The organism is Sporosarcina ureae, from assembly GCF_002109325.1.
In the GTDB taxonomy this organism is placed as follows: Bacteria; Bacillota; Bacilli; order Bacillales_A; family Planococcaceae; genus Sporosarcina; species Sporosarcina ureae_C.
In genome coordinates this window covers 1,869,536-1,893,205 of sequence record NZ_CP015348.1, presented here as the reverse complement: position 1 = coordinate 1,893,205, position 23,670 = coordinate 1,869,536, and the positions used below count along the sequence as shown (strand labels likewise).

General features: G+C 39.7%; 23 protein-coding genes and 1 pseudogene. 16 read left to right on the top strand and 8 right to left on the bottom strand.

Annotation, left to right across the window (positions count from 1 at the left end; genetic code table 11):
- Positions 1-408: 408 nt before the first annotated feature.
- On the bottom strand, positions 409-1,308 hold the full coding sequence (locus tag SporoP32a_RS09470; RefSeq protein WP_158232645.1) for a diacylglycerol/lipid kinase family protein: 900 nt from the start codon (positions 1,306-1,308) through the stop codon (positions 409-411).
- 280 nt (positions 1,309-1,588) lie between these two features.
- A complete protein-coding gene (locus tag SporoP32a_RS09465; RefSeq protein ID WP_232319640.1) occupies positions 1,589-2,440 on the bottom strand; it encodes a 5'-methylthioadenosine/S-adenosylhomocysteine nucleosidase in 852 nt (283 codons plus the stop codon).
- Between the two features lie 751 nt (positions 2,441-3,191).
- Between SporoP32a_RS09465 and SporoP32a_RS17495 the strand changes: the two are divergent.
- The 3 genes and pseudogenes from SporoP32a_RS17495 to SporoP32a_RS16805 form a co-directional block, all read left to right on the top strand.
- Positions 3,192-3,356 (top strand): annotated as a pseudogene (locus SporoP32a_RS17495) (EamA family transporter); the annotation flags it as partial.
- A gap of 135 nt (positions 3,357-3,491) precedes the next feature.
- Positions 3,492-3,893 (top strand): DMT family transporter, encoded by a 402-nt coding sequence (locus tag SporoP32a_RS17490; RefSeq protein ID WP_420542296.1) that lies wholly within the window; start codon positions 3,492-3,494, stop codon positions 3,891-3,893.
- A gap of 85 nt (positions 3,894-3,978) precedes the next feature.
- Entirely contained in the window at positions 3,979-4,125 is a 147-nt protein-coding gene (locus tag SporoP32a_RS16805) for a hypothetical protein (protein WP_232319505.1), read from the top strand.
- A gap of 80 nt (positions 4,126-4,205) precedes the next feature.
- On the opposite strand, the gene SporoP32a_RS09455 is transcribed toward SporoP32a_RS16805, so the two are convergent.
- From SporoP32a_RS09455 to SporoP32a_RS09440, 4 genes are all read right to left on the bottom strand, one after another.
- A complete protein-coding gene (locus SporoP32a_RS09455) occupies positions 4,206-5,930 on the bottom strand; it encodes a glucosaminidase domain-containing protein (protein ID WP_085427674.1) in 1,725 nt (574 codons plus the stop codon).
- Between the two features lie 202 nt (positions 5,931-6,132).
- A complete protein-coding gene (gene gshAB / locus SporoP32a_RS09450; RefSeq protein ID WP_085427673.1) occupies positions 6,133-8,394 on the bottom strand; it encodes a bifunctional glutamate--cysteine ligase GshA/glutathione synthetase GshB in 2,262 nt (753 codons plus the stop codon).
- A 225-nt stretch (positions 8,395-8,619) separates the two neighbouring features.
- The gene (gene fghA / locus SporoP32a_RS09445) at positions 8,620-9,453 is read right to left on the bottom strand and encodes an S-formylglutathione hydrolase (protein ID WP_085427672.1); all 834 of its coding nucleotides are present in this window, start codon (positions 9,451-9,453) and stop codon (positions 8,620-8,622) included.
- Positions 9,454-9,457: 4 nt separating this feature from the next.
- Positions 9,458-10,576: an S-(hydroxymethyl)glutathione dehydrogenase/class III alcohol dehydrogenase gene (locus SporoP32a_RS09440; RefSeq protein WP_085427671.1), complete on the bottom strand. Its 1,119-nt coding sequence runs from the start codon at positions 10,574-10,576 to the stop codon at positions 9,458-9,460.
- Between the two features lie 125 nt (positions 10,577-10,701).
- Between SporoP32a_RS09440 and SporoP32a_RS09435 the strand changes: the two genes are divergently transcribed.
- The 3 genes from SporoP32a_RS09435 to SporoP32a_RS09425 all read left to right on the top strand — a co-directional run bounded on the left by SporoP32a_RS09435 (position 10,702) and on the right by SporoP32a_RS09425 (position 12,383).
- Positions 10,702-11,058 (top strand): winged helix-turn-helix transcriptional regulator, encoded by a 357-nt coding sequence (locus SporoP32a_RS09435; protein WP_085427670.1) that lies wholly within the window; start codon positions 10,702-10,704, stop codon positions 11,056-11,058.
- A 74-nt stretch (positions 11,059-11,132) separates the two neighbouring features.
- The gene (locus tag SporoP32a_RS09430; protein ID WP_085427669.1) at positions 11,133-11,657 is read left to right on the top strand and encodes a YehS family protein; all 525 of its coding nucleotides are present in this window, start codon (positions 11,133-11,135) and stop codon (positions 11,655-11,657) included.
- A 42-nt stretch (positions 11,658-11,699) separates the two neighbouring features.
- Positions 11,700-12,383, top strand: a complete 684-nt coding sequence (locus tag SporoP32a_RS09425) for a peptidylprolyl isomerase (RefSeq protein ID WP_085427668.1) — start codon at positions 11,700-11,702, stop codon at positions 12,381-12,383.
- Between the two features lie 117 nt (positions 12,384-12,500).
- Here SporoP32a_RS09425 and SporoP32a_RS09420 read toward each other — a convergent pair whose 3' ends face one another.
- Positions 12,501-13,289, bottom strand: coding sequence for a DUF817 domain-containing protein (locus SporoP32a_RS09420; RefSeq protein ID WP_085427667.1), 789 nt, complete (start codon positions 13,287-13,289; stop codon positions 12,501-12,503).
- A 121-nt stretch (positions 13,290-13,410) separates the two neighbouring features.
- Between SporoP32a_RS09420 and SporoP32a_RS09415 the strand changes: the two genes are divergently transcribed.
- Positions 13,411-14,187 (top strand): TatD family hydrolase, encoded by a 777-nt coding sequence (locus tag SporoP32a_RS09415; RefSeq protein WP_099624929.1) that lies wholly within the window; start codon positions 13,411-13,413, stop codon positions 14,185-14,187.
- 51 nt (positions 14,188-14,238) lie between these two features.
- On the opposite strand, the gene SporoP32a_RS09410 is transcribed toward SporoP32a_RS09415, so the two are convergent.
- Positions 14,239-14,727, bottom strand: coding sequence for a hypothetical protein (locus tag SporoP32a_RS09410; protein WP_085427666.1), 489 nt, complete (start codon positions 14,725-14,727; stop codon positions 14,239-14,241).
- A 338-nt stretch (positions 14,728-15,065) separates the two neighbouring features.
- On the opposite strand from SporoP32a_RS09410, the gene isdC reads away from it, so the two are divergent.
- From isdC to SporoP32a_RS09365, 9 genes are all read left to right on the top strand, one after another.
- Positions 15,066-15,719 carry a heme uptake protein IsdC gene (gene isdC, locus SporoP32a_RS09405; protein WP_232319504.1) on the top strand — a complete coding sequence of 218 codons (654 nt, stop codon included), beginning with the start codon at positions 15,066-15,068 and terminating at the stop codon, positions 15,717-15,719.
- Positions 15,720-15,721: 2 nt separating this feature from the next.
- Positions 15,722-17,152 carry an NEAT domain-containing protein gene (locus tag SporoP32a_RS09400; RefSeq protein ID WP_085427664.1) on the top strand — a complete coding sequence of 477 codons (1,431 nt, stop codon included), beginning with the start codon at positions 15,722-15,724 and terminating at the stop codon, positions 17,150-17,152.
- Between the two features lie 90 nt (positions 17,153-17,242).
- Entirely contained in the window at positions 17,243-18,454 is a 1,212-nt protein-coding gene (locus SporoP32a_RS09395) for an NEAT domain-containing protein (RefSeq protein ID WP_085427663.1), read from the top strand.
- 48 nt (positions 18,455-18,502) lie between these two features.
- Positions 18,503-19,381 (top strand): heme ABC transporter substrate-binding protein IsdE, encoded by an 879-nt coding sequence (gene isdE, locus SporoP32a_RS09390; RefSeq protein ID WP_085429039.1) that lies wholly within the window; start codon positions 18,503-18,505, stop codon positions 19,379-19,381.
- A 33-nt stretch (positions 19,382-19,414) separates the two neighbouring features.
- Positions 19,415-20,380, top strand: a complete 966-nt coding sequence (locus SporoP32a_RS09385) for a FecCD family ABC transporter permease (RefSeq protein WP_085427662.1) — start codon at positions 19,415-19,417, stop codon at positions 20,378-20,380.
- Between the two features lie 6 nt (positions 20,381-20,386).
- Positions 20,387-21,157 carry an ABC transporter ATP-binding protein gene (locus SporoP32a_RS09380; RefSeq protein WP_085427661.1) on the top strand — a complete coding sequence of 257 codons (771 nt, stop codon included), beginning with the start codon at positions 20,387-20,389 and terminating at the stop codon, positions 21,155-21,157.
- 11 nt (positions 21,158-21,168) lie between these two features.
- Entirely contained in the window at positions 21,169-21,945 is a 777-nt protein-coding gene (gene srtB, locus SporoP32a_RS09375; RefSeq protein ID WP_085427660.1) for a class B sortase, read from the top strand.
- Between the two features lie 110 nt (positions 21,946-22,055).
- A complete protein-coding gene (locus SporoP32a_RS09370) occupies positions 22,056-22,676 on the top strand; it encodes an NUDIX hydrolase (protein ID WP_085427659.1) in 621 nt (206 codons plus the stop codon).
- Between the two features lie 19 nt (positions 22,677-22,695).
- Positions 22,696-23,442 carry an alpha/beta hydrolase gene (locus SporoP32a_RS09365; RefSeq protein ID WP_085427658.1) on the top strand — a complete coding sequence of 249 codons (747 nt, stop codon included), beginning with the start codon at positions 22,696-22,698 and terminating at the stop codon, positions 23,440-23,442.
- The last annotated feature ends 228 nt before the right edge of the window (positions 23,443-23,670 follow it).

The window sequence follows — 23,670 nt, the reverse complement described above, 5'->3', positions numbered from 1 at the left end:
TTTGGACCGATTCTGGACCGATACTACAAAGCTTGGACCAATTCCGGACCAATTCTGGACCGATAAATGACTGATTGTTATCCAATACAATAAGGTTGAAGTTCGATATAAAATGGAATAAAAATCTCACTTATATATCTCACAGCGAGCCTTACCATAAATAGATGAGGTTTTTAATTAGCTGGAAGTGTATTGCAGATAATTTTAAACATAGGTTTTCTATAAGTTCGATAGTGAAAAGAAAAGTTAATGTATAGCTACAACTAACTCTTATTGCACCGAAACGCACGATAAAGGTATTGCGAATGGGTTTGACCCAGTTGTACTAGAATCATAAGAGATTATAACAATTAAAAAAGATTCTAGATGAAGAAACCTGGAATCTTTTTTGGTAATTTTAAGTTTGATTTAAGCTTTGTTCGAAATGATGGTTATATGTTGTTGCAAAACTTTTAAATTGAGTGGTAAATTCGGTCCTTGTTCACCATCTATATCACTTTCTTGTGTCTCACCGGCAGAAGTCGTTATGTTGACTTGTCGTGTTTTAAAGTATTGAACGTTTTCTGATTCCTTTAATTTGCCCATTATGATTGAAGGGGTCATTTTCGCAAGCTCAGTCAAGTTAAGGTGTTTAAACGCGAAGATATGGAAGTTTCCGTCTCCGTTTTCAACTTCGTTTACAATTGTTTTAATACCACCAAGCGAGTCGATGAGGGATATTAAGACAACCGATACGTCACCTTCCCATGTATGTTCTTCCATCTCAAACTTAATTGGAAAAGTGTGGTCATCCATTATTTCTTTCCCAATCGCTTTCAAGTAGGCAATGGGTCCGATTTTAGATTTTTCTGCACTGTCGACATGATGAATTGCTTTCGCAGCACTTCCAATTCCTAAAATGTTTGTAAAATAAATATCATCGTTAGCCATTCCAATGTCAATTTTTGTTTCAATACCTGAGACAAGCAATTTAATCGCATCAACAGGTTTCATTGGAATGTTTAATGAACGAGCAAGATCATTCACTGTGCCCATTGGAATGATTCCGAGTTTTGGAGGGTTATTAAATGGAGCGAGTCCATTGACAGTTTCATTCACACTTCCGTCTCCACCGAGTGAAACAACGAAGTCATAGTTATTTTCTGCAGCCTCTTTTGCAAAGCGTGTCGCATCACCTTCGCCCTCCGTATATTTCACAGTGATTTCACTGTACGCATCTTGAAGTGTTTCTCTAATTTGCTCTTCATACTCTGTTGCTTGTTCTTTTCCAGAGGAAGGATTAATAATGACTAATGCTGATTTTTTCAAATGGCTCACTCCTTTTATTTTCGTTGTTTACAATCTATTACCTATTTGTATCTATTTCAATCATTTTTCATAAAGCCATTCCAGCGCTATGTAGGAGTTTTTTAAAAACAAAGTCTCGCCCAGGGACCTTTTATTTCATATATGGAACGTAGATGCAAGCATGTACACTTCTCAGACTTTTTGAATAGGCTGCCTGATGCTTTTAAACGCTAAAAACTAGAAGAGAAAGGTTTATGGAACAAACCTTTCTCTTCTAGTTTTATTTACGAGTTAAAGTCACTTATTTTAAATTGGAGATATATTCTTTTAAAACAAGATAAACATAGTCTTGATTGGCTGAAGCAGTTTCTGGATTATATTGTCCATTATTAGTTTTGTTATTTGAAAGAATGCGTATACCTAAAAAAGGAACGTTGTAACTATCAGAAATCTGTGCTGCGGCAGCACCTTCCATTTCCTCAACAGAAGTACCGTACTTTTCATGGAACCAGTTTATGCGGTCTACTTCGTTATTCCAAAGATCTGCAGATCCAATAGTACCTTCAACAACTTTACCTAGTTCATATTGATCTTTAACCGCATTTGCTGCTGCTAATAATTCATCGTCGCCATCAAAGTAGCGAATCTTCTCTGCATCAGGATCTTCTCCGGCACTGCCTTCAGAAGCCATAAGGTCCATAGGCTTCCATAGTGATGGATCCATTCCTTCGTTTTCTTCAGCAGACTCAGTCTTCATAGAACCAATATTGACAGTTCGTTTTCCTAACACTATGTCAAATACATGTAAGTCCGGGTCGTGTCCGCCTGAAGTTCCCTGGTTAATAATAGCGATAGGGTTATACTTCTCAATTGCTAATGCAGTAGCGGCTGCAGTGTTTTCCATCCCTTTACTAGTTTTCGTAACAATTACAGGATAGTCATCGATAGTACCTTTATAAAAAACAAAGTTTCCCGATTCCTCAACTTCTGCATCGCTTAATTTCTCAGCAAACTTTTCAGCTTCAATAGGCATGGGTCCTTGAACAATAATCGGACGTAGTTCAGTTTCAGCTGTATTCTTAGTAGTCGAGTTACAGCCCGAAACGATCGTTGCTAGAATAACCATACATACAATAAAGCCAACTAATTTCATGTTCCTCAAAGATAATCTCCTCATTCCTGAATAATTCCAATCGAATAGTATCCCTAGCAAATTACTTTTCCTAGTACATTGTAAATTTCATTTGGCTAATCAGTACGTATCGTTAAAGTATAGTATGACGGCGCTTAAAATTTACTAAGTGTTAAGAGATTCCTATTACTCACTATTTTTATGCAGAATTTAGTAAAAAGCACTATTGCAATGAATACGTTATGATTATAGCAGAGGCTTTTTATGCTTTCAACCCAAAATACGAACATTTATTTAGTAAATAATTACATTGTACGTTATATGGTGTAGATAATATTTAAATACTTGTGAATATACTGAAAAAAACATCCTAAATAACGAATGATGCAAGCAAGCTCAATGCTATTAGGATGTAATGAATAGTAAAATAACGATGTAGATAAAAATATTACTATTACTGTGTTTTAATCCTGTATACATTGCCATGCTGTATGTCAGTAAGTGGATATATCCAAACAAAAATGTGTACGAAAAATATAAGTAAGTATAGAATAGGCCAGTTGGCATTTCGTTGTAGGAAGGGTGATAAATTTGTTTAAAGCATACGCTTGGCTGACACTTTGTGTAATGGTGTGGGGCAGTAATTTTGTTTTTGGAAAGATGTTGGTCCAGGACTTTTCCCGGCTCTTCTCACTTCGCTCAGACTATTGTTTATAGTACTTTTTCTGATTGGATTATCTTCATATAAATTACATGTGAAACGACTGAATAAATACGATTTACTAGCAGTAATTTTTTAGGTGTTTTTGGCGTTTTTATTAACCAGTGGTCTTTTTTCGCTGGATTAGAAACGGCTGATCCAACAACGTCTGCATTAATCTTGGCAACTACGCCCATTTTAACCGGCGTTTTAGCTGGCGTTTTTTTAAAAGAAAAATTAACAATTCGTATGTTACTTGGATCTATTGTTGCGCTCATAGGTATTTTCTTTGTCGTAGCAAAAGGGAATATATCCTCTATACATATCGATAAAGGTTTATGGTGGATTGTAGTTACGATGATTACTTTCGCCATGCTAATTATCGTGACGAGACTCCTTTCCAGTAGAGTGGATCCGCTTGCAATTACTTTATATTCAAATGTTGTTGGACTAGCTGTGTCGATTCCTTTTATTTTTCTACTTGATACGCCGATACGAATGAGTGTAAAGGTCTCCGATTGGTCATTTCTGATTGTTACAGCCATTGTGGTACACGGTATCGCCATGTTGATTTGGAACTACAATATTAGATATGTTGATGCTTCAAAGGCCTCCATATTATCTAATTTAGAACCTTTTGTAACGATGGTAATGGGTTTGATCTTGTTGTATAAACCAATAACGGGGTCAGAAATTGTCGGTTCACTATTTATAGTGGGAGGAGTAGTGCTGTCTACATATCAGCGAAAAAGGCTATCAAGAAGTTTAAGTTAACCACTTAGATAAATTCTTGAGCATTTATATGAAGTAGTCGGTTTTACGAATTGTGGAGTACAGGGTTACACAATTCATGTTTTTTATGAACTTGATTTTAATCTTCCCGCTGAATGATGACTCTAAAATGATTCAATCGGAAGATAGTGCAGAAGTTATTGTAAATCAATTGAAATTAAATCCACGTGTTTATGTGAAAACGGCAAGTTTCATTGCGACTAATCCATTTTAATATATTTCATCAATAATGTACGAACAGGCCTATCCAGATAAACTGGATAGGCCTGTTTTATAGTTCCACTTAGATAGTTATTAATGTGTGGTCACCGTGTTAACATTTGGAGTTATTGTATACAAATCGGATCCGTCATTCGGTAATTCAGAAATAACACGTAACCAACCATTTGTTTCCGAAGGTGTAGCAGACAGAGTAATCGGCATTTTCTCTAGAAGTTTAATCGTCCCATAAATTTTATACTGATATGCACGGTTATGGTCTACGATGGGACCCGTTCGAATGCTGACGTTTGAACTTGCCGTAAAGCCAAGCTCATGCCTTTTATAGTCTTTGCCACCAAGCTCTTGATCTATGTTATACATATGACCTGCTGTTTTTGCTCCCCAGTGAGGATCTGAAGCATAGCGAACGTTCATCCCGATCAATTTATTGCCGAGTGCTACGCCATTGTACTGGTATTCATGCATATTCAAGGGGTTTAAGTAATAGGTATTTAATTCATTCGCCAGCGATGTGATATTGTCCTCAATAGTTGCAAAGTATTTAGAAGAGGAGGTATCGACATGTGTTGAACATTGAGTGTTAGTATCCGTTACAGTTAACCCGAATAAATTATTGTAGTTTTGTGCGTGACAACTCATACCATAATCACTTTCATGGATAGCGAGCGATAGTATGAGCAGGGCATTTATGCGATGCTCTTTTTCAATGGATTTTAATGTAGCACCGAGATCCTTTAATGGACTTTTTACTGTAGCATTTGTATATCCGCCACCTGTCAGTTCTTTCGCTGCAAGTTGACTGTTGATATACGTATCTAACTCTGTCGCGCTATAGTTTGTTGGAACACGTGGTGATAGATATTGGAAGTAGGCATAACTTTCACCTACAGCTTCGCCATTTCTATTAATAAATTTTGCTCCGTCGTCACTATAATACTTTATACCTTCGTTTAGAAAATCAGGTCTTTTACCGACTACATACGCACCGTCGTATTTTCCACTATGATGGTGATAAACATAATGCCATAAGCCTTGTTGATTCGCTTTATAATATGATTGACCTTTCGCTGTAGCAGTAGGAATGAGTGTGACATCTTCGTGTTTGACGTACATGTCTTGTTCACCTATATTCACCTTAACGTAGTCTGCTGTAGCGTCTGTATACGTAAGTTCTGTATCAGTAGCGACACCTGCATATTCATACTTTTGTGTAAAAGTTGGCTCTTTGTAAATAATTGTGACGGTTTGAGTATTGGTTGCTACAAAGCCAGATGGAATTTTGACATATTGTTCATTTAACATGATGCCTTGTCCCTCTTGTAAGCTGGCATTTGCTTTGTCAAAAGTAGGGTGGCTTGAGGTAACTGAATAAGTTCCATTTTCACGAATGTCGACAACAGTATAGACATCTGTTGTGATCGTAAAAGGTTTTGTAATGGGGTGTTTTAAAGTTTTAGTTTCATTGCCGACTTGTCCCAAAGTATCCGCTATAATATGTAAAGTATACGTTTGACCCACTTCGTACCCTACCTCAGGTGCAGTAACGGTAACGACACGATCAAGAACAGAGAGTGTAACATCCTGTATTTCATTTTTACTGTTCATAACGTAAATAGTGTCAGATAAATTGGGAGATTCAACGACAGGGTGATTGAACGTAATGGTCCATTCTTTATCAGTTGGTATGTCAGTTGCTTCATCGGTTAATGCAGCTGCATTTGCTGTTGATAGTGGGGCCAGTAGTAGTAGAGTTATGAGTAAACATAACATATACCATTTTTTAAATAAGAATCTCATTTTCCTCTCTCCTTATGGGTAGTAGTCTCATAGTATTAATTATACACTGAACGTAAGAGGAATAGGTAGAAATACTAGTTAATAGCGCTGAATGAATTTGGTTCTATGTAAAATTAATTAGTCATATATCGAAAAAAGAACAGGCCTACTCAGTTTATCTGAATAGGCTTGTTCTTTAAGGGTTTTATACGCACATATGATCTTATGATAACTCAGGGAACAAATAATGCAGGATATCCGTCGTCACTCGACGAGATTCCCCTTTATAAGGGTAGATATGCATATACATCGAAGGATTAAAGTTCGCTTCAATAATGCCATACGCACCTGGATTTGCTGCTGGTACATCGAGGTCTTCAATAATGAAATCAATTCCGCTAATTTTTGCGCCTAGAGCAGCTACTGCCTCTACTGCAATCTTCTTATAATCATCGGAAAACTGATCGGTTACATCAATTGAGTCTCCGCCAGTACTGACGTTAGAGTTTTCACGTAAGTAGACAATTTCACCGTCTTTAGGGATTGAATCCAGTTGATAGCCTTGACCTTTCAGCATGAGAACTTCTAGTTCGCCCAACTGGATAAGTTCTAATGGCGTACGGTGGTCTGTACCTCTCAGTGGATCTTGGTTCTTTTCTTCAACCAGTTCCTTAATCGTGTGTGTGCCGTCTCCTGTGACGTTTGCAGGTACGCGTAGCATAATGGCAAGTACTTTATCGTGTAGCACGAACAAACGGTACTCTGTGCCATTCAGGAACTCTTCTACCAAGACAGACGAGTCTTCATTGAATGCAAGTGTGATGGCTTGCTTGTAGTCCTCGTAACTGGCACCATCTTTAAAGATAGATATGCCGATTCCGTAGTTCGTTGTTTTGGGTTTGACAACGAAAGGCGTCTTAGCGAACATCTCAAAGGCACGTAATGCATCCTCTATATTGTTGAACTCGTCACCACCAGGTACACAAAAACCCTCTTGATGAAGAATTTTTTTCGTAACCGTTTTATTTTCCATTATCAAAGTCGAGACATACGTATCTTTGCTAGTCATGTTACCGTTCTTGACGAATTCTACATGATCTCGTAATTTCAGCTTCAAGAATTGATCTTGACGATCCAAAATCTCTACTTCGATACCATGTTGAAATGCATCAAACATGAGGATTTGTGTAGACAATTCCATATCCGTAAAGCCCGTTAACTCATAAGGTTTTTCCCATAGATTGGCGTAGGTTTCTCTTGCCATTTCCAAAGCCACTTGATGTTGACTACTTTTTTGGCTTTCCGTATACAATCTGCCGGCTAGTGTCTTCGAAGGATCTTCTAGCATGGCTCTCAAATTGCTAAATAACGAGTCGGAAACAGGGAAGCCCAATTCTTTAGTCATTTTTTCCATACCATCAACTAGCTCATGCGCTTCTGTTTCAAATGTCGTATGTGACAAAGGATGCTCAAGTGCGACTACGTCATTTCGCGCATCGCCTACTTTTCCATACTCGTCACTTTCTGGATGTTCGTCTTTCTGCAGAAGATATAGAGAGAAAATATGAAGAAATTCCGCTTGTTCATAGCTAATTCCATTCGTTTCAAATGGATTCAAATCAATATTTCGTAGCTCTACATAACGAACACCTTCAGTCAAGAATTCCTCTACACGCTCGCTTCCACGTAAGCGCATCGCGGTATAGAATTCTTTTTCTTCTACGAGCAAACCTCTATTTACTACGCAAGATAAATCGTCAATATACTTCTCTATCGAGCTAAATGAAACTTTCACATCATCGTGATTGACATAGCCGAATCTGCTGCTTCTAATGCTTCTAACCGGCTCATTTGGCTGATCATCGCAACCGTAGAAATTCTCATCACTAGTAGGGGAGGCACCATAAAAGTACGTCACAAGCCAGCGGTAGTATAAGTAATTTCTAGTGAGTTTTAAATAAATATTTGTTTTGAAGTATTGATAATTATTGGTTTCGGACTGCAAATCAAATAATTTCCCGAGCAATTCATCACTGAATTCAAAATTAAAATGGATCCCGCAAATCATTTGTTTTCGGCGACCGTATGAATTAGCCAACGAGCGTCGGTAGAGAACATTTTCGAAGTTTTCCAATTTTGCAATCTTGATATCTTCCTCTTTTTCGGGAAGCGCAGGTGGCATGCTTAATGGCCATAACATTTCATCTTTTCCTATGGAGCGGTATGCCACGTCATGGATAGCTGATAGATAATCAAATAATTCGTCTCGTGTGTTCAGGACAGGGGTGATCAATTCCATTTGCGTTTCCGAGAAGTCGCGCTGAATATACGGATGTTCATCTGCCGTTCCAACGCTTGCGGGGTGATCCGTCGTCGCTAAATTCCCCTCCAAATCTACGCGTTGTCCTTCCTTTTCAATACCGTACCGGGCTTTCAGAACATACGGCTTCACACGTTCATCGGCTAACATTTTCTTTAGATCCATCGTAACAGTCCCTCCTATGTAATAGATTTTAATACGTTCCTTCTATCTTAGTTCATATGCTCTTAAAAACAAAAACATCCACATCAGAAATAATGTGGACATTCGGAATGTAGCTGAATGCAATAGGAAGATGAACCGTTGATAGACAGTGCAAGGGGACGCATTCCCGTTGGCCAATGGGAAGCGCCCCCTTATATATTCTTCAACTATCTACATGTATTCAAATTATCCCAAGTTCTTCATATGGAAATCAAAGTGTTCCTCCAGGAAAGAAGAGATGAAGAAATAGCTATGATCATAGCCGTCTACTTTGTTATATTCCACTGCTTGATTATGCTGCTTCGCATTTTCAAGGAACGGTTTCTCATTCAACTGCTCCGGATAAAAGCCATCTGCAGTACCTTGCGTAATAAGTATGGGAGGAATACCTGCTTCCTTCACTAACTCGGCAGTGTCCCACTCTTTCCACGTCGCTTTGTCTTCACCTAGGTATGTCGTAAATGCTTTGATTCCCCAAGGAACATCGCTTGGACTTGAAATGGGGGAGAACGCGGAAATCGCTTTGAAACGGTCTGCATTCTTCATTCCGATCATCAAGGCACCATAACCGCCCATCGAGTGACCCATAATACTTTCTTTTCCTGAGAAGTTAGGCACAAGAGTAGCTGCAATTTTACTTAACTCCTGTGTAACATACGTATACATCTGATAGTTCTTTGCCCAAGGCTCTTCCGTAGCATTCAAATAGAAGCCAGCACCTTGTCCAAGGTCAAACGCCTCATCGTCCGCTACGTCTTCTCCGCGTGGTGATGTATCTGGAATAATTACTGCCGCTTGATGTTTTTCAGCCAAGCTTTGGAAACCACTTTTTTGACTGAAGTTATCATCCGTACATGTTAATCCCGATAAAAACCAAATGAGAGGTATTTCTTTTTGCTCTGTATTTGACGGTAAGAAGATACTAAATGTCATATCACACTTGAGGACTTCTGAATAATGGTTGTACTTGTTTTGTTTCCCACCAAAAGATCGTCTTTGCTCAACGCGTTCTACATTCATGATCTCACTCTCCATATGTTAGTATTGATCGAATTGATTCACCTTTATGCAGTAAATCAAATGCTTCATTGATATCGGTAAAGTTTAGTTGGTGCGTAATGAACGAATCTAAATCAATTTCACCGTCCATGTAGTCATCAATCATCCCTGGCAATTCAGTTCTTCCTTTTACTCCGCCAAATGCAGATCCACGCCATACGCGACCTGTAACTAGTTGGAATGGACGTGTATGAATTTCTTTACCAGCACCTGCGACACCAATGATGATGCTCTCGCCCCAACCTTTATGGCAGCATTCAAGAGCAGCTTTCATGACTTCGACATTACCGATACACTCGAAGCTGTAATCTACACCGCCGTCGGTCATGTCTACAATGACTTCTTGAATTGGCTTGTCGAATTTAGAAGGGTTGATGAAATCGGTTGCGCCCATCTTCTTCGCTAGTTCAAACTTATCTTCATTGAGATCGATTGCGATGATTCGGCTTGCTTTCGCTTGCTTTAGTCCTTGAATAACGGCTAAACCAATAGCTCCTAGACCGAAGACTGCTGTAACAGCACCTTCTTCTACTTTCGCTGTCTTATGAACAGCTCCGATACCTGTAGTGACGCCGCAACCAAATAGACATACTTTATCAAGTGGTACGTTATGATCTTCTACTTTAACTAGGGAGATTTCAGACACGACAGTATACTCACTGAAAGTACTTGTTCCCATGTAGTGATAGATGGGTTCACCGTTGTAAGAGAAGCGTGTAGTACCGTCAGGCATTAATCCTTTACCTTGTGTTTCGCGAATTGCGCCGCATAGGTTAGTTTTACCGGATAGACAGAACTTACATTTTCCACATTCAGGTGTGTACAGTGGAATCACGTGATCGCCAGGTTTGACGGAAGTAACTCCTTCACCTATTGAAACTACGACACCAGCACCTTCATGACCTAAAACGGCAGGGAATACTCCTTCCGCGTCATCGCCCGATAGTGTATATGCGTCTGTGTGACAGACAGAAGTGTAAAGAATTTTGACTAATACCTCATTAGCTTTTGGTTCTTCTACATCGATTTCTACAATTTTAAGTGGTTCTCCAGGTTTGAATGCTACAGCTGCTCTACTTTTCAAATGAAGCCCTTCTTTCTTTTGCTTTATAGTGTTTACATTTCTATCATTACATATTATAATTCACCATGCAATACTGACTCTTTTGTCACTATGAACATGAATAGTATAGAAAGAAGTGAAGCAATATGGTCATTCATTATAAAGATAAACAATATTTCACTAGTAAGGATTTAGCTTTATCCGTCATTGGCGGGCGTTGGAAAATTGCGATTATCTGGTGCTTGCTACACGAATCGCCATTACGACTAAGCGAGATGCAGAAAAAGCTTCCTGACGCCAATCAACGCATGTTAATCAGACAGTTGCGTGAGTTGGAAGAGGATAATATTGTGACACGCTACGTTTATCCTGTTGTACCACCTAAAGTGGAATATCAATTAAGTGAAACGGGTCTGCTATTAGAACCAGTCGTGACATCGATTTGTAATTTCGGAGACCAGTTTTTACAAACGATAGAAGCAGATCAAACAACAGTCGACTGAATGAGGACATTCTATAACCAAACAGGCTATACTAAGAATCACAGCAATATACTAGAGAAGGAACAGGTGATCACATGAATAATAATGACATTTTAAGTAGACTGCGTTATGCACTGGATTTGAAAGACTCGGCAGTTGTTGAAATGTTTGCGCTAGGCGGACTGAAAACAAACAGAGCGGAAGTTAAAGAAATGCTAACAAAAACGAATGAGGATAGCACGGATGAAATGCAAATGAATGAATATGCCAAAGAAATTGACAACATTACGTTAGAGTCATTTCTTAATGGACTCATCATTTCAAAAAGAGGAGTACCTGAGAACACAGGAAATGCTCCCCAACCATTTTTAATGTCTGAAGAGGGCCATCGTAATGTAAATAATATTTTGCTGAAAAAAGTAAAAATTGCGTTAGCGCTCACAAGTGAAGATATGCTTGATATTCTAGAAAGTGTCGGTGTGACGATTTCTAAAAATGAATTAAGTGCTGTTCTTCGTAAAGAAGGGCACCGCAATTACAAACCATGTGGAGATCGATATGCACGTAACTTTTTAAAAGGGTTAGCGATTCGTTATCGCGATACAGACACCGAGAATTAATAGGATATAATGAAAGATAAAAGTTAGGAGTGTTGGGAAAATATGTTCAAGCGTAACAAAGCATTGTACTTTATGATGAGTATACTGGCGTTGGCCATTCTTTTAGTAGGTTGTGGAAAAGCGACTGAAGAAGAACCAGCAGAAACGACTACCGAGACACCGAAAGAAGAACCTAAAGAACAAGCGGTAGATTACTCAGCAGATGTAAAAGAGAATCCAGTTGTAACCATTACAATGGAAAATGACGAACAAATCGTTTTAGAATTAGAGCCGACTGTTGCACCGAATTCAGTAGCAAACTTCATTTCGTTAATTGAAGACGGCTACTATGACGGGTTGATTTTCCATCGCGTCATTCCAGGCTTTATGATCCAAGGTGGCGACTCCTCGGGTGACGGGACAGGCGGACCTGGTTACTCTATTGATGGAGAATTCTCTTCAAACGGTTTTGAAAACAATATGAAGCATGAGCGTGGTGTCTTGTCGATGGCACGTGCACAGGATCCGAATTCCGCTGGTTCACAATTCTTCATCATGACAGATGAAACGGCTTCTCTGGATGGCGAGTATGCAGCTTTCGGTAAAGTGATTGAAGGCATGGAAACAGTAGATGCTATCGTGGCTAATGAAACAGACGCTATGGATAAGCCTGTTGAAGAGCAAAAGATGAAGACGGTTGAAGTAGATACGAAAGGCTTCGATTATCCTAAACCAACTACACATTAATACGGAATGAAAAACGCAATAGCCCATCATATAGGGCTATTGCGTTTTTACTAGTTACGACGTCTATATTTCCTGGGAAATCAGTATGATATATGATTCGCAGTACAAAAAAATGAGCTACTCTTTTTTAATTTGCTTTAACGTAGCGACGATAAGAAAACTAACAATGACCAGTAACAACCAAGAACTTAATTTTCCGATTCCGACTAGGTGCCATGTCTCACTCTGGTTTGGATAGGTCCATGCACCAAAGAAAGTAGCAATGTTTTCAGCAATCCAAACAAAAAAACCTATAAGAACAAATGAAAGGGCTAACGGCATTCGATACGATACATCGTTTACCTGATAGCGTACCGACGCACGCCAGAAAACGATTAGAACGAGTACAGACAACCACCAACGCATATCAATCCAATAGTGGTGAGTGAAGAAATTTCCGTAGATGGCAATGGATAGCGGAACGACTATGTAGAAGGAAGGCCATTGAATGAGTTGTACATCAAGTCGACGCCAGGCCTGACACAAATAGCTTGCTACACTCGCATACATAAAGCCACTGTATAAGGGGACACCTAAAATTTTGAAATACCCTTCCTCAGGGTAAGACCATGAACCCATATGTACTTTGAAGATCTCCAAAGTAAGACCGATCATATGAAAGAGCGTAATTACTTTTAGTTCGTCCCGTGTTTCAAGACCCGAGCGTACCATCCACCACTGAGTTGCTACAAAAATTAGAAGCAACCAATCATACCTTGGCAGAAATGGCAGAGTGATAATTTGTGTTAGTGCAAGCGAAGCGAAAATTATGACAGGGAAGATACAAGAAAGTGCTTGTTGCCAGCCAAACGTACCAAGTTGTTTTATAGCATGTACGACTCTTGTTTGTATGCGGTGCGAATTCATAAACCACCACCTGCTTTTCCTAATGTAAATTAGTAGGACGCAGATATAATAGACAAGGTTCATTTACGGGTAGACGTTTCACGTGGAACATAGTAAATCAAAGCGGGGGGAGTAATGGGTCTTGAGAAGATATGTAATCGATGCACATATTCATATGGATATGTATGAAATAGATCAACGTAGTAAGATTTTGAATGAATTGGAGCAAAATGATGTAACTGCACTAGTTTCGGTCTCGAATAATCTTGAGTCTTCTGTAAGACAACTAAACCTTGCAAAAACAGATGATAGAATCAAACCAGCAATTGGTTACCACCCCGAACAAGTTTTGCCGACAGAACAAGAAGCATTATCTATTTTAAGACTAATTGATGATCATGCAGAAAGTCTAACGGCTATTGGAGAAGTGGGGTTGCCTTATTATTTGAGACGAGAACGGCCCGGCCTGGATTTAGCTCCTTATGTACATTTGTTAGAGTGTTTTATCCGAAAGGCTGGACAACTTGATTTACCAATCGCTTTACATGCGGTGTACGAAGATGCGGAAATAGTGTGTGAGTTACTGGAAAAGTATTCAGTTTCTCGCGCCCACTTCCACTGGTTTAAAGGAGAAGATCGTGTTTTGCATCGAATTATTTCAAATGGCTATATGATTTCAGTAACGCCTGAAGTGGTATATAGGCCAAAGATCCAACAATTAGTAGAAAGTGTTCCACTCAGTCAACTAATGGTAGAAACCGATGGGCCTTGGCCCTTTGAGGAGATGTTCAAAGGTAAGTTAACGCACCCCTCTATGGTCCATGAGAGTATGAAGAGCATAGCAGTCATCAAAGGGATTGATCTAGAAGAAGTCTATGAAGAGATATATACTAGAACACAAGAATTTTATCGACTATAAAACAGGGATACGTCATAGCGACGTATCCCTGTTTTCTAATAGTTATAATCTTCATGTACAAATTACAATGATTTTATGTGGCGTAGTCTGCGCGGGAATGCTTCTTGTTGCCGAACCGTACAGCACAATCAAATTCCGGTCTGCTATATTTCCTGTAAAATACTGACCATTTGTAGACAGTATTTCAGTTTGTGGAGATAGATTTAGCTGAAGCGTTCCATCGCTACTTTGTAAGCGACGATTGAAGGAGTCCACTTTGATATTTTCGCTTTTAGAATCCTTTGACATAACAATGGCTCTAAATTGAGGAGGATAGATCATAGGAGTGGCGGCGTCCGCATCATAAAATCCTGTAACGTGATCGCCAACATGAATTTTCACTTGATGGACGAAATAAGTTGTTGGTTCTACTACAAAGTTAACAACGTTTCCGCGACCATTATCGACTGTCATTAGCATGTAGCAACCTGAGTCGTTGTTTTGCCCGGTGTAAAAATCATTTATCACCATTACGACACCGCTAAAAGATTCAAGATTCATTATAAAACTCCTTTCATTCTTAACTCGTATCTATCTAGACTATGCAAAGCCCCTTAGTTCGTGACTAACTAAAAAGCATGAAATATAAATTGAAATAATTTTCCAAAATATGATTGACATAATGGCCAATAAAAGATATATTAAATGATAACCGTTCTCATTTATCTCTTAAAATCGTCACATAGTCGTCATAAAAAAATAGACGTTTGAGTGCCTTCCTTTCATGTATGGGGCTATTTATGAGATACTTTAGAAGTAGAAGTCTATCCGACAATTGGCAATCAATTATTGGATTTATGTAGCATGAAAAATGACAAGTGAGAGGAGATTATGTACAAGTGAAAAAAACATTTTTGTACTTTTTAGTTGTAAGTTTTTTCGTGCTGACAGTTGGCTTGCCACAAGCGTCCGCTAAAATAGCGGATGGTACTCAGCAATTAAACTATCAAGTAAACCAGCCAGATAGCTCTAATGCATCTATTGCTAATGATTACTTTCAAAAGCCAGCACTCGTCACCGTAACGAATGGTTCTGCCATCGTACAGCTAACTCTTAAGAACAGCTCTTGGATTACGAAGTTTGAGCCAGCGGGCGGAGCAGAAGTAGTCAATGAAGATCTTAAAGCCGATACAAGAGTTGTAGAGTTTAGTGTAAGTGACATTTCTAAACCAGTGAAGATTCCTATGAAAGTTGATGTCGAGGATATCAATTATCACCACGAGTATACAGTTGACTTGGTGTTTGAAGAAAAAGCTGCCGTTACACCACCAGCTGTAAAACCTCCTGCAACGAATACTATTCCACCAAGTGCTAACACGAACACGAATACCAATACGAGCACAGGTACTATAACGAAAAAGCCTACTACCCAAAAACCAGTAAAGAATCCACAAACTAGTGATTCAACGCCGTACCTATTAATCTTTGTATTAGCAGGTTCTGCATTTTTATTGTATAGAACTAGATTCCAAAGAAAACAGGGGGAACAATAATTATGACGAAAAAAACATCATCTCGCGCAACGAAAGTAGTACTTGCTTCACTATTAGCAGCTTCTATCGCTATTCCAACAGCAGCATCCGCTAACCCGATCAGCACAAGTGATCAAGCAGTGTCGGCTTTGAAACAGACGATTGCTGTGGATCAAGTAGTTGACTTTCATGTTTATAAATCAGGTACAACTACACCAGAACCTGCAATCAGTAGCCACCTCATTCCACAAGGTACGTTGGTGGAAAAAGATGGAGTAACATATGCGAAGGTAACGGTTGCAGTTAAATCAGCTCCTATGATTGCAGGCTTTCAAACGAAACAAGGAGAAGAGTTTGCTGATGCAACGGAAGTTAAAAATACGGACGGCACAACGACTTATACTTTCCCAGTAGTAGCGGATGAAATACATTCAGGCAAAATCCATGTTGTATATGCACCTGCTAACATGGACAAGTGGTATCCATTCGATTTCAAAGCAACGGTCGCTAAAGCAGACACAGATGCAGAAACAATTAGTAAAGTAAACGTAAAAGTTTACAAAGATGGAACAAAAGAAGAGTCGATCATGAAGGATTACATGTCCTCGACAGCTTCCGTAAAGAAAGTATCCGATGGTAATGAAGTAACTCTTACTTTCCCGAAAGGCGGTTACATCCACGGCTTCAAAATTGCTGGCAAGGAAATTCCAATTGCAACAGATGACAAATCAACAGGGGCCCGCACATATACATTTAAAGTAGCAGACCTAACAAAGTTAGTGAATGCTGACCTTCACGTTATTGTAAATGAAGGACCTGTTAAGTATGATGCAAACCATAAAGTACAACTGGACTTCACTAATGAAGTGAAACCAAACCCAACACCAATTGTAAATCCATTTAAAGATATTGATAAAGACGGCAACAAAGAAGCAATCCTTGCGTTGCTTGATAAAGGGATTGTAAAAAGTGCGGATAAGTTCAATCCGCGCAACAACATTACACGTTCACAGTTTGCATTAATGGTAGCACGTGCGTTAAATCTCGACACAACTAAAGATGTTGGATTTAAAGACTTAGGTAAAATCACAGATAAAGAACGGATCAGCGCAATCAATGCTCTAGCGGAAGCAGGCATTGTACAAACGAATGAAAAGTTCAACCCGAATAACACGTTGACTCGTCAGCAAGGTGCTTTGATGTTGTACCGTGCAATTCAATTTGCAGAAGGTAAAGAAATCAAAAAAGGAGATACAACTCTTCCGTTCTATGCAGATGGAAAAGTCATTACAGATCCTGAAGCGAAGCAAGCATTTGCATTGTTATACGCTGAAAAAATCATGACAGGCGCAAAACAGCCGAATGGTAAAGTCTTGATCAACTCTGGCGATTCCCTACAACGTACACAAATGGCTAAAATTCTAAACGGTTCATTGAACTTCATGAAAAAATAAGAGTAAATACAGATACTTCCTTTCGCTTTTTTACATGCGGAAGGAAGTTCCTGTCGTTTTACACGATATGTAAAGGAGTGTACGTTTGAAATGAAAAGAATTGTGTGGTTGCCTCTACTTTTGCTACTCATCTCAGCGTGGCTTCCTTTTCATTCTGTAAATGCAAATGAAAGCAAAACTAACGCAACGGATGACTATCAAGTTGAACTAAATTTTCTATCACATGAAGCAGAGGATACAGATGTTTTATTTATTAAGCAGGCTACGTTAACTGTTAAGGAAGATCGCTATACGTTATCGATTTCAGCGAAAAATGATCACATCCTAACGCATATCACTGCCATGCAGCAAGGGAACAAAATGAGTACCCGGCTGAATAGAGCAGAAAATTTAGTTCAGTTTGATATTAAGGATGTACAACAAAAGATTGAATTAGCAGGAACGTATAGATTAGCGACAGAACATGCACAGCAAACATTTTCTTCTGAGCTCCTCATCGAGCAACAGTCATTGCCAGCGTTTGATCAAAAACCGACACAGTCAATTCAGGCAGGTGATGATACGATACACTATCAACTGCTGTTAGCTGGAAAATTGTCTGCCATGAATGACTATGTCAATCCAGTAATTCGTGTTATTGAACGTGATCATCGATTCTATGCACAGTTGGAAATACTTCATCCTAGCAAGGTCAAGGGATTTACTGTAGAGCAGCAAGGAAATTTAGTGGAACCTAAAGTAGTATCGCAAACCGATACGCGTATTGTGCAGTTTGAAGTAGAAGACTTCCAGAAGGGGATAGGCGTTTGGATGAAAGCGGAGAACCCTGTGAGTTCACATGTAGAAGAAGAGTTTTTGCAAATTGTTTTCAACCAGCAACAAACGGCGAAGTTTCTACGTAAGGAAGCTTCAAATAGTAAAGCTGTTTCTTCATTGACTAAGCGAGTAGAGCAACCTGCAAAATCTACTACTGCAGAGAAACCATCTACCGTTACGAAAAAAGATGAAAAATTGGATAAGTCATCCGAAGAAAAGCAGCCAGTACAGACAGACGTACCTCCTCTTCTGACGGAAGAAAAACTGGAGTTTGATCGTACAGTGGACGATGCAAAGAAACAACCAGATCAAGTCGTTGCACAAGTAGCAAGTGAAACTGAAGAGGTGGCAATGAACGAGGAGACCGATCAGACAATACCGTTTGATGTGTTGAGAATCGGTGTATTATTATCATTATGTATGCTGTCGGGTATTTTATTTTTACGCAGGCTGACAAAGAAAAACAGCATGATAAGTGATAAATAACGAGTGGAGGATTACATTGTGCAAAAAAAGTGGAAATATATACTGCTGATGTTGGCAATCATGACAGCAGCGATTATCGCAGGATGCGGTAATGATAAAGAAGAAAAGGCTGTTTCAGCAGATGACGCAGTGAAGAGTGAAACAGATACAACAAGTGATCAGCGAATTATTGCCGGTACTGTCGTTATTGCAGAAATTCTCGATAAGTTAGATATAGATGCTATCGCTATTCCTGAATCTGAAAAACAAATGGCAAGCCGTTTCGACGGACTTCCTACTATTGGTAATGCCATGACGCCCGATATGGAAATCGTGAAATCCTTGGACACGACAGATTTCTTATCTGTTTCTACATTGGAATATGATCTTGAAGGTGGGTTTGAGCAATTGAATATACCCGCGACATTTTTGAACTTTCAAAGTATCGATTCGATGATGGAGGAAATCCAAGGTCTTGGAGTGCGTTATGATCGTACAGCACAAGCAGATAAATTAGTAGGGGATCTACAGAAGAAAATTGAAGCAGCGGAAGTTGTGGCTGCGAACCGTAAAGGGCCAAGCGTTTTGATCTTACTCGGTATTCCAGGCAGTTATTTAGTAGCTACAGAAAATTCCTACGCAGGTGACCTAGTGAAACGTGCAGGGGGAACGAATGTAATGGAAGGGCAGGATCCTGAATACTTATCATCCAATACGGAGTATCTTCATAATAGTAATCCAGACATTATCTTGCGTCTATCACATGGCATGCCGGATGAGGTCGTGGAAATGTTCAACGAAGAGTTTCAAACAAATGATGTATGGAAACATTTCGATGCTGTAAAAAACGGTAAAGTATATGATTTAGAAGAAGAGTTATTCGGTACAACGGCTTCTTTGCAAGTACCTGAGGCATTAAGTGAGCTAATGAAGATATTCTATCGATAACTCGATGAATTTCGTTTGAAAAGGAAGTCCGTCATGAGAAAAAGAATAACTAGTTATATAATCGTATCCCTGTTGCTTGTCGTAACTATCGTGTATTCAGCTACGACAGGCAGCATCAAAATGGGATTCTTTGAATTTTTTGGTGCACTCTTTGAACAAGGTAACAGTCAGATGGAAGCGATTCGTGATTTGCGCTTTCCGCGCCTGATTGTCGCAATATTTGCAGGTGCGGCATTATCGGTATCGGGTGTCTTGCTACAGTCTGTCATGCGTAACCCATTGGCCGATGCAGGGATTATCGGAATATCTTCCGGTGCGGCGTTTGTACAGTTATTCATTATCTCATTCTTCCCGGCGCTCTTTTTCATGACGCCTTTATTTGCATTTATGGGCGGTGCATTCGCTTGTTTTCTAGTGTTTGCACTATCGTGGAAATCGGGTCTTAGCCCGTTAAAATTAATTCTTGTTGGAATCGCGATCAATGCTATGTTCACGGGACTCACTGAAGCTTTCATCAGCTTTGGTGGTTCATTAAATGTCTCAGCTTCCAGTATCATCGGTTCAAATTTGACGATGCGTACATGGAGTGATGTCTCGACGATTGCGACGTACGGAACGATCGGATTGGTGTTAGCTTTTGCATTATACAGCTGGTGTAACTTATTGGTGTTGCAAGATAAGACAGCAAAAAGTATTGGCTTCCATGTTGCACGTGCCCGTTTAATTATAGCGGCAGTAGCAGTGTTGTTGGCAGCGATATCGGTTGTAGTGGCGGGTGTGATTTCGTTTGTTGGATTGCTTGTGCCACACATTGCCCGTAGGTTAGTAGGGTATGATCACAAGGTGCTCATACCATTCACTGCACTTTTAGGGGCGTTGATTATTCTACTTGCGGATACACTGGGGCGTACAATAGTAGCGCCGCTTGAAATACCAGCCTCAACGCTGATGGCGATTATTGGCGGACCGTTCTTAATATTCTTACTGCGAAAAGAGTGACTTGTTATGGAAATGAAGCGCATTATTGTATCACACGATAATATAACGAATCATTTGGATGACGTTTCTACGTCTATTTCTAAAGGGAAAGTTACAACGATTATCGGCCCGAATGGTTGTGGGAAATCGACATTACTCAGCGTTCTATCGAGAAGCAATATGCCGAAGTCGGGCACAACTTCACTCGAGAATCGTGACTTGGTGATGTTTAAGCCGAAAGAATTCGCAAAAAAACTAGCTATTGTGTATCAGCAGAATGAAGTGCCAAAAGACTTGACGATTGAAAAATTGGTCAGCTTTGGCCGGTTGCCTCATAAAACATTATTGCAGCGAAATCAGCAAGAAGATCAAAAGGCTATAGATTGGGCATTGTCCGTCACGAATCTGACAGACAAGCGGCATAAAGACTTAGAGGCATTATCTGGCGGAGAGCGTCAACGTGTATGGATTGCCATGGCACTTGCACAGCAATCGGAAATACTATGCTTGGATGAGCCGACCACCTATTTGGATATTTATTATCAGATTGAATTATTGGAGCTCGTAAAGTCACTAAATGAAGACTATGGATTGACGATCATCATGGTATTGCATGATATCAATCAGGCAATTCGATATAGCGATGAAATTATAATGATGAAGAATGGTCGCATTATTGCAGAAGGTCCACCGCGTGAGGTCATTACAAAGGATGTCATTAAAGAAGTGTATGGAGTCAATGCCGTATTCAAGGAAGATGACGAATTAGGCCTTTACATGATGTCCCTTGGCATTTAGGGGGGAAGCTGATGAAAAAACGTCTGTCGAAACTGTTGCCTTTCGTTTATCTGGCAGTCTTTCTCTACTCAGGCTATTTACTCGTACAGTATTTGTACACTTACGTGGAATCAGCCAGTTCGTTAAAAGATACGCAACAAATATATGAGACAGCTCTTGAAGATACGAAGCAACTAGCTGTAGCGGAAGAAACGTCGCAAGAACATTCGTTAGGTGAGTATTCAATGCGTAGGCAATTTGAAAAATTGCATAAAGTGAATGAGGATATTGTCGGATGGGTGTCTGTGGAAGGTACCAAGTTACATAATCCCATACTGCAAGCTGAAGACAATGACTATTACTTAAATCGAAACTTCACTCGAGAAAGTAGCCGTGCGGGAAGTGTCTTTATGGATTTTCGTAATGATATCCAAGACATGAGTCAAAACACGGTTCTCTATGGCCATGCAATGAGAAATGATACGATGTTCGGTAGTTTGAAAAAATTTGGTGAACAAGACTATGCAGACGCACACCCTATTATTTATGTCGATACGTTATATGATGGCTATGATATTGAAGTATTCGCAGCCTATGAAACGACGATTGATTTTTATTATATTGAAACAGACTTTCAGACGAATGAAGAATTCAGTGAGTTTTTAGGAGAAGTTGAAGCACGGTCGCTAATCGATATGCCTGTTGAAGTCGGACCTGAAGATCGAATTGTCACGCTGTCTACGTGTAATAACTCTGTGAATAGTAAAGATAAACGATATGTAGTGCAAGGGAAACTCGTGAAGCGCTGACATATATTGATAATATGGAGAGTTGCTCTTTACGAGTAGCTCTTTTTAATTTCTTTAAGGATTCGTCTGGTAATGATACGATAGATGAAAACAATGAGGTGGGGGACTTCATGGACTTAGAGCAACTACAAAATAAATTATTCGATAACAAATCCTTATTTATTGGGGAAGAGACAGCATTCCGTTCAGCCGTTATTATTCCGTTAGTAGAAGCGGATGGAGAATGGCATGTACTATTTGAAGTGCGTTCTTTCACGATGAGAAAGCAACCGGGTGATATTAGCTTTCCGGGTGGCAAAATAGATATAACAGACGCATCACCGATGGAAGCTGCTTTACGAGAGACACAGGAAGAGCTTGGAGTTAATCCGAAGACGGTGCAAGTACTAGGAGAGTTAAGTCCATATATAGCATCGCCTTCATTCGTTGTCTATCCGTTTGTGGCAGTCGTTGATTACAATGAAATTATTCGTAGCTATAATAAAGACGAAGTGGAAGAAGTGTTTGCGATTCCACTGGACTGGTTGATAGAACATGAGCCCTATATGCATACCGTAGCAGTCGAAACAGCACCACCGGATAATTTCCCATTCGAAAAGATCATGAACGGGAATCAATATAAATTTAGAAGCCATTCACTTGAAGAATGGTTTTATGAATATGGCAATTATACCGTTTGGGGTTTGACGGCTAGAGTGTTAAAGCATTTCATCGAGATCATGAAGAAATAAACTGGAATGAGGATCGAGTATGAAACAAAAGAAGTCGTGGAAGTTTAAGTTATTTATTGGACTCGCTATTTTCCTATTGATCATCGCGGTTGGTTTCTTCGTATTTGCTAGCTTTTATTATAAGGCGCAGTCTTACGCAGAAGATCATTTGCAATCAGATTCGGAAGTAACAGTTGAAAATGAAAAAGAGTTGGTGTTTGAACCGACTTCGAATAAAAAGAATATCGGGTTTATTTTTTATCAAGGTGCAAAAGTAGAGGCAGAAGCCTACGCCCCGATGGCAAAAGAGCTGGCAAAAGAAGGTTATACTGTGGTCATTCCTCACTTGCCGTTGAAGATGGCCATCTTTTCACCTGATCGAGCGGATAAAGTCATACGCAAGCATCCTGAAATTACTACATGGGCGATTGGTGGGCATTCTTTAGGCGGTGTCACGGCATCTGATTATGCATTACGTCACGATAAGATTGCTGCGCTAGTGTTGCTGGCCTCTTATCCTGGTAGTCACACTGATTTGAGTGAAACGTCGGTGGATGTGTTGTCGATTTGGGCGAGTCGTGATGAAGTGGCAGATGCGAAGGCTATTAAAGCGGCTAAGGCTAGTATGCCTAGTGATGCGAAGTTCTTGGAGATAAAGGGTGGTAATCATGCGGGGTTTGGTGATTACGGTGAGCAGAAGGGTGACGGCAAGGCTACTATATCGAATGAAGAGCAGATGACTCAGACGACTACTGCTATTTTGGAGTTACTTGATAGATTGAAATAAGTTAGTAGGGCATATTCAGTAGAATTAGTGAGGTGGGGGCACCGTTGATCGACATTCCAGGCGAACGCTTTCCCATGGGCGTGGCTTGAGCCGCTGATCCATCGGGGAGTCACCGCCTTCCACTTACGATCAACTAGTTTATTTCTCTATTACTAGCGATAGGTAAAGACTTAGTTGTTTAATACTTACTAAACGAGAGCTATTTGCTAGCGCTGAAGTAGGTTCAAC